The 16,232-nt window shown below is 59.3% G+C and carries 11 protein-coding genes; 2 read left to right on the top strand and 9 right to left on the bottom strand.

The features are described 5' to 3' along the window. Window positions 1–120 precede the first annotated feature (120 nt). From aspS to ACR0AM_RS03480, 4 genes are all read right to left on the bottom strand, one after another. Window positions 121–1,896 carry an aspartate--tRNA ligase gene (gene aspS / locus ACR0AM_RS03495; protein WP_480519122.1) on the bottom strand — a complete coding sequence of 592 codons (1,776 nt, stop codon included), beginning with the start codon at window positions 1,894–1,896 and terminating at the stop codon, window positions 121–123. Window positions 1,897–1,975: 79 nt separating this feature from the next. After that, a complete protein-coding gene (locus tag ACR0AM_RS03490) occupies window positions 1,976–2,338 on the bottom strand; it encodes a CPBP family intramembrane glutamic endopeptidase (RefSeq protein ID WP_480622129.1) in 363 nt (120 codons plus the stop codon). A gap of 154 nt (window positions 2,339–2,492) precedes the next feature. Beyond that, on the bottom strand, window positions 2,493–3,140 hold the full coding sequence (locus ACR0AM_RS03485; RefSeq protein WP_480622128.1) for an aminotransferase class IV family protein: 648 nt from the start codon (window positions 3,138–3,140) through the stop codon (window positions 2,493–2,495). After that, a complete protein-coding gene (locus ACR0AM_RS03480; protein ID WP_480622127.1) occupies window positions 3,095–4,222 on the bottom strand; it encodes an aminodeoxychorismate synthase component I in 1,128 nt (375 codons plus the stop codon). Before ACR0AM_RS03480 ends, ACR0AM_RS03485 begins: the two co-directional genes overlap by 46 nt. 178 nt (window positions 4,223–4,400) lie before the next feature. Here ACR0AM_RS03480 and carB point away from each other — a divergent pair, with 178 nt between their 5' ends. Then, complete coding sequence (gene carB / locus ACR0AM_RS03475; RefSeq protein WP_480622126.1) at window positions 4,401–7,754, top strand: carbamoyl-phosphate synthase large subunit; 3,354 nt, start codon at window positions 4,401–4,403, stop codon at window positions 7,752–7,754. 65 nt (window positions 7,755–7,819) lie between these two features. Here the strand turns inward: carB and ACR0AM_RS03470 are convergent, their stop codons facing one another. Genes ACR0AM_RS03470 through ACR0AM_RS03460 form a run of 3 tightly spaced genes read right to left on the bottom strand, consistent with a single transcriptional unit; the run spans window position 7,820 to window position 12,380 of the window. Then, window positions 7,820–10,867: an efflux RND transporter permease subunit gene (locus ACR0AM_RS03470; protein ID WP_480622125.1), complete on the bottom strand. Its 3,048-nt coding sequence runs from the start codon at window positions 10,865–10,867 to the stop codon at window positions 7,820–7,822. Between the two features lie 11 nt (window positions 10,868–10,878). Beyond that, window positions 10,879–11,916 (bottom strand): efflux RND transporter periplasmic adaptor subunit, encoded by a 1,038-nt coding sequence (locus ACR0AM_RS03465; RefSeq protein WP_480622124.1) that lies wholly within the window; start codon window positions 11,914–11,916, stop codon window positions 10,879–10,881. Continuing rightward, window positions 11,913–12,380 (bottom strand): MarR family winged helix-turn-helix transcriptional regulator, encoded by a 468-nt coding sequence (locus ACR0AM_RS03460; RefSeq protein ID WP_480475511.1) that lies wholly within the window; start codon window positions 12,378–12,380, stop codon window positions 11,913–11,915. The genes ACR0AM_RS03465 and ACR0AM_RS03460 overlap by 4 nt, the downstream gene beginning before the upstream one ends. 160 nt (window positions 12,381–12,540) lie before the next feature. Between ACR0AM_RS03460 and ACR0AM_RS03455 the strand changes: the two genes are divergently transcribed. After that, window positions 12,541–13,665 (top strand): beta-ketoacyl-ACP synthase III, encoded by a 1,125-nt coding sequence (locus ACR0AM_RS03455; RefSeq protein WP_209504758.1) that lies wholly within the window; start codon window positions 12,541–12,543, stop codon window positions 13,663–13,665. 26 nt (window positions 13,666–13,691) lie between these two features. Here ACR0AM_RS03455 and ACR0AM_RS03450 read toward each other — a convergent pair whose 3' ends face one another. Both ACR0AM_RS03450 and ACR0AM_RS03445 read right to left on the bottom strand, forming a co-directional pair. Then, window positions 13,692–15,494, bottom strand: coding sequence for a hypothetical protein (locus tag ACR0AM_RS03450; protein ID WP_480622123.1), 1,803 nt, complete (start codon window positions 15,492–15,494; stop codon window positions 13,692–13,694). Window positions 15,495–15,653: 159 nt separating this feature from the next. After that, window positions 15,654–16,115, bottom strand: coding sequence for a hypothetical protein (locus ACR0AM_RS03445; protein ID WP_480475505.1), 462 nt, complete (start codon window positions 16,113–16,115; stop codon window positions 15,654–15,656). Window positions 16,116–16,232: the final 117 nt, after the last annotated feature.

The following is a 16,232-nucleotide window of genomic DNA, read 5'->3' as shown; positions in this document are numbered from 1 at the left end:
ACGGCAGACTGCACGCTCAATTCGTGTCAACCGAGGCGATTTGAACAACCCGTTGGACTGACCCGCGAATACTCGCTGGCATCAAAATGAATCCGCCCGCTAAATGCGGGCGGCTGTTGTTCAGTCCTGCGGAATGAGGCGCAAACCCAGTTCCATCAGTTGATCTGACGTCGGGTCCGACGGCGCATGCATCATCAGGTCTTCGGCCCGCTGGTTCATCGGGAACATCATGACCTCGCGGATATTGGCCTCATCCGCCAACAGCATCACGATCCGGTCGATCCCTGCAGCGCAGCCACCGTGCGGCGGCGCACCGTAGTGGAAGGCGTTGAACAGGGCGCCAAATCGGGATTTCACTTCATCCTCGCCATAGCCCGCCAGTTCAAAAGCTTTCAGCATGATTTCCGGCTTGTGGTTCCGGATCGCACCCGACACCAGTTCGTATCCGTTGCACGCCAGATCGTATTGATAACCGCGCACATCAAGCGGATTGCCCTGCAGCGCTTCCATGCCGCCTTGCGGCATCGAAAACGGGTTGTGCTCAAAGTCGATCGCGCCGGTTTCTTCGTCTTGTTCGTAGATCGGGAAATCAACGATCCAGGCAAAGGCAAAGCGGTCTTTCTCGGTCAGGCCAAGCTCGTCGCCGATCACGTCGCGCGCCTTGCCTGCAACCTTTTCAAAAGCTTTCGGCTTACCACCCAGGAAAAATGCAGCATCGCCGACCCCCAGACCCAATTGCTGGCGGATCGCCTCGGTTCGTTCGGGGCCGATGTTCTTGGCCAGCGGACCTGCGGCCTCCATCCCTTCGCCCTGATCACGCCAGAAGATGTAGCCCATCCCCGGCAGACCCTCTTTCTGGGCAAAGGCATTCATACGGTCACAGAACTTGCGGCTGCCACCGGTTGGCGCGGGGATAGCGCGAATTTCGGTGCCTTCCTGTTCGAGCAGTTTTGCGAAAATCGCGAAGCCAGACCCGCGGAAGTGGTCAGAGACCACCTGCATTTTGATGGGATTCCGCAGGTCGGGCTTGTCCGTGCCATACCACAGCGCCGAATCCTTGTAGGAAATTTGTGGCCAGTCCTGATCAACCTTGCGGCCACCGCCGAACTCTTCGAAGACGCCGGCCAGAACGGGCTGGATCGTGTCGAACACATCCTGCTGCTCGACAAAGGACATCTCGAGGTCGAGCTGGTAGAAATCGGTGGGCGAGCGGTCGGCGCGCGGGTCTTCGTCGCGAAAGCAAGGCGCAATCTGGAAATATTTGTCGAAACCCGACACCATGATCAGCTGCTTGAACTGCTGCGGGGCCTGCGGCAAGGCGTAGAACTTGCCCGGATGCAGGCGCGACGGCACCAGAAAGTCACGCGCGCCTTCGGGCGAGGATGCGGTGATGATCGGCGTCTGATACTCGCGGAACCCCTGATCCCACATACGCTTGCGCATGGAGGCCACAACGTCCGAGCGCAGGGTCATGTTGCGCTGCATCGCCTCGCGCCGCAGGTCGAGGTAACGATAACGCAGGCGCGTTTCCTCGGGGTATTCCTGATCGCCGAACACCATCAGCGGCAGTTCCTCCGCAGCCCCCAGAACTTCCAGTTCGCGCACGTAAACCTCGATCTCGCCGGTGGGCAGTTTCGGGTTCACCAGTTCGGCGGCACGCGCCTTGACGGTTCCGTCGATGCGGATGCACCATTCGGAACGCACCTTTTCCAGCGCAGCAAAAGCGGCGCTGTCGCCATCGCACAAAACCTGTGTCACACCAAAATGATCGCGCAGGTCGATGAACAGGACGCCCCCGTGATCTCGGACCCGATGCACCCAACCGGACAGGCGAACGGTTTCACCGACATTGGCGGCGGTCAGTGCGGCGCAGGTGTGGCTGCGATAGGCGTGCATGGATCATATCCCTTCGGGCGCAGAATTCGTCGCGCCGATACACCCTGTCAGGCCCGGAAAGTCAAGGCGGGTCGCCCTGTCAAAACGGCCTTTGCACGTTGCCTGAGTAGAAATAGACACCCAGCCCGACCGCAAAGATGATATTACCCACAATCACGTGCAACAGCACCGCATAGAAGAACGAGCCGCGCTGCCTGTAGGCCCATGTAAACAGCAGCCCGCCCGCAAATGTCATGAGGGCGACAATCCAGCTCCAATGCATCAGATGCGCGAACGAGAAGATTGCAGCATTCAGCACATAAGCCGCGCGCCCCTCTGGCAAGATCGCGTGATAACACTGGAAGTATAGTGGGCGGAACAGCACAGCTTCGCGAAGCGACCAGTTGGCCCAATCATAGCGCAGCTCGGCCCATTGAATGCCCGGTGTCCAATGCAGCAGCAATATCCCATCCCGGTCAGGGCAAACAGTGCCGGAAACATCCTGTTCGTAGGAAACAAAACCGCGATGATCAGCGGCGGGACAATATTAAACAGGCCGAACTCAACCCTTAACCGCGGCAATGCAACCGGAGACCCGACCATCGCACCTTCTTTGATCACGTGTATATCAGCTCCACCCGGATCAGCCCGCGCAGTGAATTGCCCATGTAGGCAGTTTGCGCATTTTTCAGGTCGCTCAAGGTCAGCACGGCCTCGGACACCGTTTCTTTATCCAGCAACTCTTCGCGCAATATGCCAGGCAACAGACCGCTGGACAGCGCAGGCGTCAGAATACGGCCATCCCGCTTTTCGACGAAAAGGTTGCTGATGGTGCCCTCACACAGTTCATCAAGCTCATTCAGGAATAACACTTCGTCTATGCCATCCGTCAGCGCGGCGCGGGCATCGTCATATAGGGCGCGGCGGCTTGTCTTGTGACGCAGCCAAAGATCATTGGAAGCCAGCCGCTGATCAGACAGGGCTATGCGCCAGACCGGAGGGTTGCTGGCCAGAACCCCGGTCGTCAATTCGAATGCACCCGATGCATCCAACGTCAAACGACAACGCAAGGGGGTGTCGCCCAACGCGCCATCCAGCGCGGCGGTCGCTGCATCCGGGTTGAAGGGAAGGCCAAAGGCCGCAGCGGTTCGGGCCATGCGCGCAAGGTGACGGTCTTTTCGGACAAAGCCCTGATCTGGCCGAAACGCCAGCGTTTCGATCAGGCGGAAATCAGGCTCAGCTGGCGGGCGAAGCGGGCTTTCCATAGCGCCTCCTCATATTCTGCCGGGGCGGTACTGTCCCAGACAAGGCCCCCGCCCACGTTCAGGGTGGCCTGATCGCCTTCCAGCATCAGCGTACGAATGGCCACGTTGAACTCGGACCGGCCATCAGGCGCGGCCCAGCCGATGGTGCCACAATAGATGTCGCGCGGCCAGGGTTCCAGCCCGGCCAGAATTTCCATGGCGCGAATTTTGGGGGCGCCCGTGATCGAGCCGCAGGGAAACAACGCCATCAATATATCGCTGAGCCCTGCGCATTTGAGCAACTGGGCCCGGACAAGTGAAACCATCTGATGCACGGTCGCATAGGTTTCGACCTTAAACAGTTCAGGTACATGAACGGAACCGGGCAGCGCGACACGGCTGATATCGTTGCGCAGCAGATCGACGATCATCAGGTTTTCCGCCCGGTTCTTTTCGTCCGTGGTCAGAAACGACCGGCGCCGCATATCCTCATCCGGGTCTTCGCTGCGCGGCTGGGTACCCTTCATCGGTCGTGTTTCGATCTTTCCATCCGTGTCCGTGCGGAAGAACAACTCCGGCGAGCGGCTGAGCAAATCGGGCAACCCGACCTGCTGCACCAGCGCGCCATGCCCAACGGGCTGCCCCGCTGCCAGTGCCGCATAAAGGGCTTCACTGCTGCCCGAGACGGTCAGATCAATCGGAAAGGTCAGGTTCGCCTGATAGATATCACCAGCACCGATGGCATCATGCACCACTTGAAAGGCTTCGCCATAACGCGCCTCATCCCAGCGCGGCTGAAACACGCGCACCTCGCCCGCAGGCGTCGGTAAAGCAACCCGATCCGGTGCGCCGTAAACCCCAAAGCACAGCAGGGGCAACCGACGCGCATCCGGCAAAAGATCGATCAGCCGGGGTTCAAGCACATATCCCAGTTCATAGCTGGCATAGCCAGCCAGCCATGCCCCGTCCGCGCGCGCCTCATCCAGCGCCGCCAGAGCCTGGGGCACGTCCTTCGCAGTATCCGCGCGGATAATCCGAGACGGACGCTGAAACCGGGCTCCGCGACCGGAGTGTCCCTGATCAAAACGAATACGCAACTGCATCCTCTTTTGCCGTGAAGGGCGATATAGAGAATACTCTGGCAGGGGAAAGGGGGGAAAGCGGCAATTTCGCTTCTGTTTCCGATACCCCTTGAACCTTTCTGCGTGGTCCCTATAACCCACGACAATTTGGGCGCTTGGGCGGTGCCCGCGACTCGTGCAAAATCGAAGGGGCCAGGCCATGCCGAAGAGAACCGACATCAAGTCGATCATGATCATCGGGGCGGGTCCCATTGTTATCGGTCAGGCTTGCGAGTTCGACTATTCTGGAGCGCAGGCCTGCAAAGCCCTGCGCGAAGAAGGTTACCGGGTTATTCTGGTCAACTCGAACCCGGCGACAATCATGACTGACCCCGGACTTGCCGATGCCACCTATATCGAGCCGATCACGCCCGAGGTCGTCGCCAAGATCATCGAAAAGGAACGCCCTGATGCCCTGCTGCCCACAATGGGCGGGCAAACCGGTCTGAACACCTCGCTCGCGTTGGAAGAGATGGGGGTGTTGGACAAGTTCGGTGTCGAGATGATCGGTGCCAAACGCGACGCCATCGAGATGGCCGAGGACCGCAAATTGTTCCGCGAGGCGATGGATCGGCTGGGGCTGGAAAACCCTAAAGCCACCATCGTGACCGCCCCCAAGAAGGCCGACGGCTCTGCCGATCTGGACGCAGGTGTCCAGATCGCTCTGGACGAGCTGGAGGAAATCGGCCTGCCTGCCATCATCCGCCCGGCCTTTACCTTGGGCGGCACAGGCGGCGGCGTGGCCTATAACCGCGAGGATTATATCCATTTCTGCCGCTCGGGCATGGATGCCTCGCCTGTCAACCAGATCCTCGTCGATGAAAGCCTGCTGGGCTGGAAAGAATACGAGATGGAAGTGGTGCGCGACACCGCCGACAACGCCATTATCGTCTGCTCCATCGAAAACGTCGACCCGATGGGCGTGCACACGGGTGACTCGATCACCGTGGCCCCTGCCCTGACGTTGACCGACAAGGAATACCAGATCATGCGCAACGGCTCGATTGCCGTCCTGCGCGAGATCGGAGTGGAAACCGGTGGCTCGAACGTGCAATGGGCGATCAACCCCGATGATGGCCGCATGGTTGTGATCGAAATGAACCCGCGCGTGTCGCGCTCTTCGGCGCTGGCCTCCAAGGCGACGGGTTTCCCAATTGCCAAGATCGCTGCGAAACTGGCCGTGGGTTACACGCTGGACGAGCTGGACAATGACATCACCAAGGTCACGCCTGCGTCGTTTGAACCTACCATCGACTATGTCGTCACCAAGATCCCGAAATTCGCGTTTGAGAAATTCCCCGGCTCTGAGCCTTATCTGACCACTGCAATGAAGTCGGTGGGTGAGGCGATGTCCATCGGCCGCACCATTCACGAATCCATGCAAAAGGCGCTGGCCTCGATGGAGTCCGGCCTGACCGGGTTTGATGAGATCGAAATTCCGGGGCTGAGCATCGGCCTGTGGGATGAGGTCGAAAGCAGCGACGACAAGGCACATGTCATCAAAGCGATCAGCAAGCAGACCCCCGACCGCCTGCGCACTATCGCACAAGCCATGCGTCATGGCCTGACCGACGACGAAATCTTCGGCGTTACCAAGTTTGACCCCTGGTTCCTGGCCCGCATCCGCGAGATCACCGAAGCAGAGCGCACCGTGCGCAAGGACGGTTTGCCAGTGACCGAAGAAGGCATCCGAAAGCTCAAGATGCTGGGCTTTACCGATGCGCGTCTGGGCAATCTGTCTGGCCGCAGCGAAGATAACGTACGCCGCGCCCGCCACAATTTGGGCGTTACCGCGGTTTTCAAACGCATCGATACCTGCGCCGCCGAGTTCGAAGCGCAAACGCCCTATATGTACTCGACTTACGAAGCGCCGATGATGGGCGATGTCGAATGCGAGGCACGCCCAAGCGACCGCAAGAAGGTCGTTATTCTTGGTGGTGGTCCGAACCGGATCGGTCAGGGGATCGAGTTCGATTATTGCTGCTGCCACGCCTGCTATGCGCTGACCGAGGCCGGGTACGAGACCATCATGGTCAATTGCAACCCCGAGACGGTTTCGACCGACTATGACACATCGGACCGTCTGTATTTCGAACCGCTGACCTTTGAACACGTCATGGAAATCCTGACGAAGGAACAGGAACACGGCACGCTGCACGGTGTGATCGTTCAGTTCGGTGGGCAAACTCCGTTGAAGCTGGCCAACGCGCTTGAGGCCGAGGGTATTCCGATTCTGGGTACCACACCGGACGCAATTGACTTGGCCGAAGACCGCGAACGGTTCCAGGCGCTGGTCAATGAACTGGGCCTGAAACAGCCCAGAAACGGCATTGCCTCGACCGACGAAAAGGCGCTGGAGATTGCGGAAGAGATCGGTTTCCCGCTGGTCATTCGCCCCTCTTACGTTCTGGGCGGTCGTGCTATGGAAATCGTGCGCGATATGGATCAGCTGCGACGCTATATCAACGAGGCCGTTGTGGTCTCGGGCGACAGCCCCGTACTGCTGGACAGCTATCTGGCGGGCGCGGTCGAACTGGACGTAGACGCCCTGTGTGACGGCACCGACGTTCACGTCGCGGGCATCATGCAGCATATCGAAGAGGCGGGCGTCCACTCGGGCGATTCCGCCTGTTCGCTGCCGCCCTATTCACTGTCGAAAGAGATCATCGGGCAGATCAAGGATCAGGCGTTCAAGCTGGCCAAGGCACTGAACGTCGTTGGCCTGATGAATGTGCAATTCGCGATCAAAGATGATGAGATCTATCTGATCGAAGTGAACCCGCGCGCGTCGCGCACCGTACCGTTTGTTGCCAAGGCCACCGACAGTGCGATTGCATCGATTGCTGCACGCATCATGGCGGGCGAGAAGCTGGCCAACTTCCCGATGCGCCCTCCCTATCAAGAAGGCAAGGACACCAAGATCGCGGACCAGATGACGCTGGCCGATCCGGACATGCCGTGGTTCTCGGTAAAAGAAGCAGTCATGCCCTTCGCCCGTTTCCCCGGCGTCGACACCATCCTTGGCCCGGAAATGCGCTCGACCGGCGAGGTGATGGGCTGGGACCGTGACTTCCCACGTGCGTTCCTCAAGGCGCAGATGGGCGCGGGCATGGTGTTGCCGTCCTCTGGCCGTGCGTTCATTTCGATCAAGGATGCCGACAAGGGCAAAGCCATGCTGGAAGCGGCGCAAGTTCTGGTTGACCAGGGCTTTACGCTCGTGGCCACGCGCGGCACCCAAAGCTGGCTGGACGAACAGGGTGTTGCCTGTGACGTGGTGAACAAGGTGTACGAAGGCCGCCCGGATGTTGTGGACATGCTGAAAGACGGTCAGGTGCAGCTGGTGATGAACACCACCGAAGGCGCGCAGGCGGTTGAGGACAGCAAGGCCATCCGCTCGATCGCGCTGTATGATAAGATCCCATATTTCACCACCGCAGCAGGTGCCAACGCCGCTGCACTGGCGATCAAGGCGCAGGCTGAAGGCGACGTCGAGGTGAAATCGCTACAGGGGTAAAGACCCCTGACCCAAACGAAAAAGCCCCAGAGGAAACTCTGGGGCTTTTCTTTATTTCCAATGCTTTACGTAGGTATTTCCGTCGTTCTCTTTCGTTCGTCACGGGCGAAGAACAGCAGATAGAACACCGGTGCTGCAACCATTGTCAGCACAGTGGCAAATGCCAGACCGCCCATGATCGTCACTGCCATCGAGACGAAGAACGCATCCGTCAGCAGCGGCGCCATGCCCAGAATGGTCGTGACAGCCGCCAGCATGACGGGCCGCAAACGGGACACGGATGCTTCGATGATTGACTCGCGCAGGGGCTTGCCGGTGGCGCGGACCAGATCGATTTCCTCAACCAGAACAATGCCGTTCTTGATCAGCATACCCGACAGGCTGAGCAGGCCCAGAAGTGCCGTAAAGGTGAAGGGCAGCCCTGTTCCCAGCAGGCCGATCACCACGCCGTTCACGGACATCGGCACCAGCAGCCAGATGATGATCGGCTGGCGGATCGCGTTGAACAACAGGACCGAGATCAACACCATGATCAGCAGGCTCAGCGGCAATTGTCTGCCCAGGCTTGCCTGTGCTTTGCGCGAGTTTTCGAACTCTCCACCCCATTCCATCTTGTAGCCGGGTGGCAGATCGATGGCCTCGATGGCGTCGCGCACTTCGGCGTGGACCTGTGCCGCTGTCAGGTCGGGCGGGATGTCGGCGCCGACGGTGATGGTCAGAACCCGATCACGACGGTGAACCAACGTATTGAGCGATTTGTACTCGAATCCATCCACCATTTGTTCAATTGGAACAAACTTTTCCGACTGGTCCGAGTACACGACCTGATCGACAATCGAGTAATCTCCGTCCGCGGGTCGGCGCAGGATAATCGGGATCAGGCGGTCGCGCTCACGGAACACACCACCCGTGATGCCGTCGGTCGAGAATTGCAGAGTGGCGGCGATATTTTCGCGCGTGACACCTGCTGTCTGCGCCCGTTCTGTTGCATAGATCGGTTGCAGCGCCAGTTCCTGTTCGCGCCAGTCGTGATGAACCAGCAGCGCGTTCGGCGATGCGGCTGCCATGCGCTGCACCGCCTCATCGGCAAGCTGGCGCAGCACGACCGGGTCGCTGCCCGAGAAGCGGGCCTGAATCGGATCACCACCGCCGGGGCCAAAGACCAGACGCTTGGTGCCGAACTCACCTTCGGGGAATTGGACAGACCCAAACGCTTCAAGATCTGCTTGCAGCGCCGGGATGTCGTCCAGGCTTGCTGTGCGGATGACCATGTGCCCATAGCTGGGGTTCGGCTTTTCGGCTGAATAGGTCAGCATGAAACGGGTTGCCCCCTGGCCGACAAAGGTCGTGACCGAGACGACGTCGTCGCGTGCTGCCAGCCAGTCTTCGAACATCGCCATGTCTTCGGCGGTTCGTGCAATCGGTGTGCCCTGCGGCAGTTTGTAGTGCACGAAGAATAAAGGCGTGTTGGAGTTGGGGAAGAACTGCTGCTTCATCAGCCCAAACCCGGCATAACACACCACGGTTACGCCGACGAGACCAGCAACAACCAGCCAGCGGAAGCGCAGCGCAAAGCGCAGAATCGCACCATAGATGCGGAACAGGAGGCCGCCATAAGCGTCGATCTCGCCTGCTTTGCCCTGTTTGAAGAAGTAATGCCCTAATAGCGGCGTGACGGTGATCGCTAAAACCCAGCTGAGCAACAGTGAAATGCCGATCACGGCGAACAGAGAGAACAGGAATTCTCCGGTTGCGTCAGGGCTGAGGCCAATGCCCGCAAAGGCCATGATGCCAATCACGGTCGCACCCAGCAACGGGATCTGGGTTTTTGACGCCACATCGTCGGCCGCATCGCGCGAGGACTGGCCGCGCAACATGGATATTTGCATCCCTTCAGCCACCACGATGGCGTTGTCCACCAGCATCCCCATGGCGATGATCAGGGCACCCAGTGAGATTCGCTCCATCTCGATCGAGAAGAGCGACATGAACAGAAGCGTGCCGACCACGGTCAGCAGCAAGGTCGAGCCGACAACAATGGCCGCGCGCCAGCCCATGAAGATGCCCAGCACGGCGACCACGATGGCCACCGACATGGCAAGGTTCACGAGAAAGTCGTTCGAGGCCTGCTCGACCACCACATGTTGCTGATAGATCGGCAGGATTTCGACACCGAAGGGAATGCTTGTATTCAACTCCGCGAATTTGGCGTCAGCGCGTTTGCCAACCTCGACAATGTTTTCAGTGGCCAGACCCGCGATGCCCAAGGTGAAAGCCTCGGTCCCGTTGTAGCGGATGATAATGTCGGGGTCGTTCTGACGGGCGCGATAGACATCGGACATGTCAAAGAGGTTGATCACCTGCCCTTGCGAACCGACAGACAGGCCCGCAATGGCCGACACGCTGTCCGACCCTTCAGCCGTCAGGATGGTGGTGCGGTCGTTATCAGAGCGCAAGGACCCTGAGGAATTGACCGAATCCGCATTGGCAATCGCCTGGTTGATTGCTTGCAGCGGGACATTCTGGTTCACCGAAATCGCCAGATCGGGTTCGACAAAGATCGCCTCGTCCGGCAGGCCCTGAACCTCGACATCCGCAACGCCGTCAACGGTCAGCAGTTCACGCCGCAGGAAGGTTGCCAGTTCGTGCTTTTCAGCGTCCGAGAACCCTTGGGCGGTCACCGCATAGAACAGGCCGAACACGTCGCCGAACCCGTCATTCACAAACGGTTGGCCGACGCCCGATGGCAGGCCGCGCGTGGCGTCGCGCACCTTGGCCCTGAGCCGGGTCCAGATGGCGGGCAGTTCGGTGCCGTCGTATGTCGACTTGATCTCAACCTCGATCAGCGACCGTCCGGGTTGATTGACCGAGGTGATGACGTCCACCTCGCCCATCTGCTGTATGGCGGATTCCAGCGGTTCCGATACTTCCAGCGCCACCTGTTCGGCGGTGGCGCCCGGGTATTGCGTGATGACAACCGCGTTCTTGATTGTAAAGGCCGGGTCTTCCAGACGGCCAAGCGATGTGAACCCCCAGATGCCCCCAATGAGAGCAATGAGAATGACCAGCCATGTGTAAAGCGGCCGGTCGATTGAGGCGCGGGCGATGTTCATCTGTCAGCCCCTCAGTTCGCGAAACCGGCGAACCGGCGCACCGTCTGACCATCCGTCAGCACAGTGCCCCCGGCCACAACGACCTCATCCCCATCTGACAGGCCCGTCAGCACCCGGACTTCGCCGGTTTGCGTGGGCTCGATGGTCACTGGGACGCGGCGCACGGTGCCCTCATCCGCCCCTACCGGGGAAAACACCACGACGTTCAGCGCGCCGTTTGCGTCAGCGACTACGGCGGTCGCCGGGACGACGATGCCTGTGCGGTTGTCCTGCACCTGAACGTTGACGGTAACGGAAGAACCGGGAAAGATTTGCAGCCCCTTTGGCGGGGTCAGGCCAAACTGGATGCGGAAAGTTTGACCGACGCTGGAGGTTTCCGCGTCGAATTCACGGATTTCCAGCGGGAAGACTTCGTCACTGACCGGGAATTTCGCGGTGATGAAGAAGTCGTCATTCTGGCCAGAGCGTTGAAACAGGATCTCGGGCACATCGACCACGATGCGAAGTTCCGACATGTCGTGAATGCGGACGATGGGCGTGCCCGCCGAGACGGTCGTAAACGCCTCGACCGAGCGGCTGGAGACCAGCGCGTCAAACGGCGCGGTCAACGTGGCGTGTTCCAGTTCATATTCCGCGTCGCGCAGGGCGATTGCGGCCAGCTGCGCCTCGGTCTCGGCGTCGTCCACGGCCACCTGGCTGGCGGTTGTACCGCGCAGGCGCGACAGGCGGGCGACGGTGCGGTCGGCCTGTTCCTTTTGCAGCCGCGCCCGATCAAGGCGCAGCTCGAACGGTTCCTGATCCAGGCGGGCAATCAGACCATCCTTGGGAATCATGAAGCCTTCGTTGATGGGCATCTCGACAATCTGGCCAGCAACCTGAAAGGCAAGATCAACGGTCTGGCGCGCGGCGACGCGGCCAAAGAACTGCCGCGTGAAACCCGGCGCGGTTTCGCGCACCTGCATGAGTTTCACCGGTTTCGGGGTCTCTTGAGCGGCAATCGGGGTTGCCAGAATGGCCAGTGCAAGGCCCAGAGAGGTCAGGAGTTTCATTTCTTCAATCCCTCGGGAATTCCCGTTTTCAATACGTTGTCGCGGATTTTGCGCGCCAGTCGCGCGAATTCGGCAGTTTCTTGTTCGTTTAGGCCCGAGGCCCTGTGAAACAGGTCCCCGGCGGCGGCGACCAGCATGTTGCGGGCCTCTTCGCCCTGCTCTGTCAGCACCAGCAACCAGGCCCGGCGGTCTTCGGGGTCACGCCGCCGCGTCAGGTAGCCCGTTTTTTCAAGGGCATCGGCTGTGGCGGTGATCGTTGACGGGACGCTTAACATATCAGCGGCCAGAACGCCCATGCGCTTGGGTTGATCCAGTTTGATCAGCATGTGGCATTCCGGGTGGCTCAGGTCTGTTTCGATACAGTCGAAGGTCTCTTCCAGTTTCCAGTACAGGGCATAGACGCCCATGATCGCCTGAATCTCGGGGCTGAGGCGGCCCAGCCTGGCGCTGATATCGTCTGGCATTGGGGGGTCTCTGCGCGGGTTACGGGGCGATATACTTCAATTTCTGAACTATTCAAGATATGAAACTGCGCCCCGGAACGAATTCCCTTAGGTCAACATATCTTGATCAAATCACGCCATGACTGCATTTTGGGCGAATCCGAAACATTCAGGACCCGCCATGTATACCCCCGCCATCACCGGTACCGGTGTCTTCACCCCGGAAAACGTCATCACCAACGCGGAGCTTGTTGAAGCGTTCAACGCCTATGCCGACAAGCAGAACGCGAAGAATGCCGAGGCCATCGCAGCCGGGCAGATGGAGGCGATGCAGCATTCCTCGGAAGAGTTCATCGTCAAGGCGTCGGGCATTCAGAACCGCTACGTGATGGACAAGGCCGGGGTGCTGAACCCGGACGTGATGCACCCGACGCTGCGCCAACGCAGCGATGACGAGCCCGGGATCATGACCGAGATGGCAGTGGATGCCTGCAAGAAGGCGCTGGCGCAGGCGGGGCGCACGGCGGCGGATGTCGATCTGGTGATCTGTGCGGCCTCGAACCACGAGCGCGCCTATCCGGCGATTGCAATCGAGATTCAGCAGGAACTGGGTATCGACGGGTTCGGCTTTGACATGAATGTCGCCTGTTCTTCGGCCACGTTCGGCATTCAGGCGGCGGCGGATATGGTGCGGTCCGGTTCGGTGCGCGCGGCGTTGGTGGTGAACCCTGAAATCTGCTCGGGCCATCTGGAATGGCGCGACCGGGATTGTCACTTTATCTTTGGTGATGTGGCAACGGCAACGCTGATCGAGCGGATCGAAGACGCAAAAGGCCCGCATTTCGAAATCCTGTCGACCCGCTGTGCCACCGCCTTTTCCAACAATATCCGCAACAACAACGGGTTCCTGCGCCGGTCGCGCCCCGATGGTGTGATTGACCGCCGCGACATGCAGTTCATGCAGAACGGCCGGAAGGTGTTCAAGGAAGTGTTGCCGATGGTCAGCAAGCATATCAGCGACCATATGGAGGCCGAAGGGGTCAGCAATACCGACCTCAAACGCCTGTGGCTGCATCAGGCCAACAAGACAATGAACGACTTCATCGGCAAGAAGGTTCTGGGCCGCGAACCCGAGGCGGGCGAGCAACCCAATATCCTTCAGGATTATGCGAACACCTCATCCGCAGGGTCGATCATTGCGTTTTCGAAATACTCTGACGATCTGCAAGAGGGCGATCTGGGCCTGATCTGTTCTTTTGGGGCCGGGTATTCGGTTGGATCGGTGATCGTGAAGCGTCACGCCTGATCGGCATTCCGCAAAGCGCTGACGGCCTAGAGATCGGCCGCGAGCTGAAAAACCTGAAACGCGGCCCCTTCCCCACCATCAATCCGGCTGAGATAGGCGGGGGTTTCACCCTTGGCTAGCTGGGATTGCAGCCCGCGCCCCTGAGATGCCCAATCCCAGAATTCGGCACGGGGCGCAGCGGTGCACAGCAGCACATAGCTTACACCCAGTGCAGCAAGACGCGGACCGGCCTGGGACGCATCCATACGCAAAACCGCGATCTGCGCCTGAATTCCGGCCCGGTTGCGGTGATAATTCCCAGCCAGAACCGAATGATCAGTATAGCGCAGCACCTCCGCCGCATAATCAAAATCGACCAGAACCATTCCTGCTGGCAGGTCTTGCAGGGCCGCGTAGGCCTCGAGCGCTTTGCAGGGGGCGCCGGCGTTTTGCGAATCCTGCGCTACCTCGGCGACGGGTGCCGCAAGGGATGGGCGCACAAACCGTTCCAGCTGTTTTTCCACGCTGATGCCGATCTTTGGCGAGACGCAGACGATAAAGCCTATCATAGCCAGGCCGGATAGCGTGCGGCCATGGGTTCTGTAACTGACGTAAAGGGCCCGCAGCACCTGAGCCTGAACAGCCACAAGGGACACGCCCAGAAACGTCATCATCCGGGACTGGTACAGAAACATGGAAAACCCGGTCACAATCAGCGCCAGAAACAGGAGGTAATCCATTTTGTCTTGTGACTGGCGGGCAAAGATCAAGGCCGCCACCGCCGTGATGACAGACATGGCGATCAGGGCCGCAGCCTCGCCCAGATGCCGTTCCAGAACGACGGTGATATTCTGTGCTTCAGCGACCTGGCTGAGCCAGAAGTCGCGCATGTCCTGAGGCAGATCCGCAATCGGGTTTTCAAGGCAGTGGGGTGCAAATGCGTAAGCGCAGCCAAGTGTTACAGCGCCTATCACAAGACACGCGCCGATACGCCCCCAATAGGACCAGCCCGACCCGACCCAGGCTGCTGCACACAGGCACAGGGCCGCGATCCCGGCCGGCAGGGCCACACTGATCGTCAGGGCATCGCAACTTGGAAACAGAAAGCCCTGACGTCCCGTTGTTGCAACGCTGGCCAGCAACAGGGTCAGCGCCAGCCCGGCTCCAAACACCATGGTGTTGCGGCGGGCGGCTGTGCCGGTCACAATCCAGTCAATCGTAAGGAACACCGCGATAATCGCGACCTGCACGATTGATTCGGTTCCGATGGACACCGAAAGGGCGAGGCAGGCACCCAGCCACCCCGCAGCAGAGGGTTTGGCCTTGCGCAGGACAAAGAACATGAGGGCCGCTGCAAACAGCAGAATCTGAACATTGTGGTGGTCAAACGAGAAATAGTCGAACTTCCGATAATGTTCGAGCGTCAGCACACCGACCACCAGTGCCGAAACTGCGCCATTGCGCCCGCCCAAAGCTCCACCGGTGACAGCAAAGGCCCACAGGGTCAGCCCCGCCAGCAGCACCGGCCAGACAAACGCGGTCACTTGCAAGGCGCTGTCGGGTGGCACGACCATCGCGGACAGCGTGTAGAGCCCGGCAATCGGCGCATCGACAAGCCGGGACCAGTGCATCAGCGTGCCGTCACCCGGCCCCAGCCGATGCTGATAGGCGTCAAACCAGCCCTGCCCCGCCAGCAGGTCCTGCACCATGACCCAGCGCATCGCGTCATCGGGGCCTTCCTGATAAGCACCAAACAGCACCGTGGCCAGAAAAAGCGTATAGACAAACAGGAACGACCGCCAAACCATACGGTCTGCGAGAACGCTGTAATTTCCCTGCATTTTCTGCATGGTTTACTGCCCTTGACGATCTTGCCTGCGCCGCAGCTTATCGGAAAGACGTGACTGAATTGAGGCACAGGGTCCGGTTGGTGATCATTCCACAAAGCGCACGACATCTGCTGCAATCCGGGCAGGCGGAATTTGGCCGGTTACGGACCGCAGTCAAGCCTAGCTGACGCTTTCTTCTTCCAGGTGCAGTTTCATTTCAATCAGGACCTGCTGAAGCAAACTGGTTTCTTTCAGCAGCCTTTTGGCTTCGTTCACCGTGATGATGCCATCTTCGATTGCGGATTGATATTCAGTCATCAGCATTGCAAACCGCTGGCTGAGCGCGATGACATCCGAATTCACCCCGCCTGTGCGAGGATCCTCGGTGTTGCGTTCGCTGTAGGACAAGGTGATGTTTTTCAGATCCGCCAGCGCGGATGTCACATGCGGATAAGTTGCTGCGTTTTCAAGCCGAGCCACCGCATCCACGGGCATGAACCTGTCCGCGTGTTCGGCATTGTCCGAATAATACCGGCCCAGGGTCGCCTTGGATTTTCCGGTGATTTCACAAGCAGCTTCTATTCCGACATCTTTGACCAGCGCTTCTGTGTGTTTCTTCAGATAGGCCCCGATATCTGCCATTGATTTACCTTTATTACCTGCAAACGCCCGCCCGGTGTCCAAACCGGGGAAAGCGTCGGGAAATTTCCCATACCTGAGTCATAATTGAAATGTCATACATTGACTATCCCTCAGATA

The organism is Ruegeria sp. AD9, from assembly GCF_056542305.1.
Note: the sequence above shows the minus strand (reverse complement) of the source record. Positions and strands in the feature narration are given on the sequence as shown.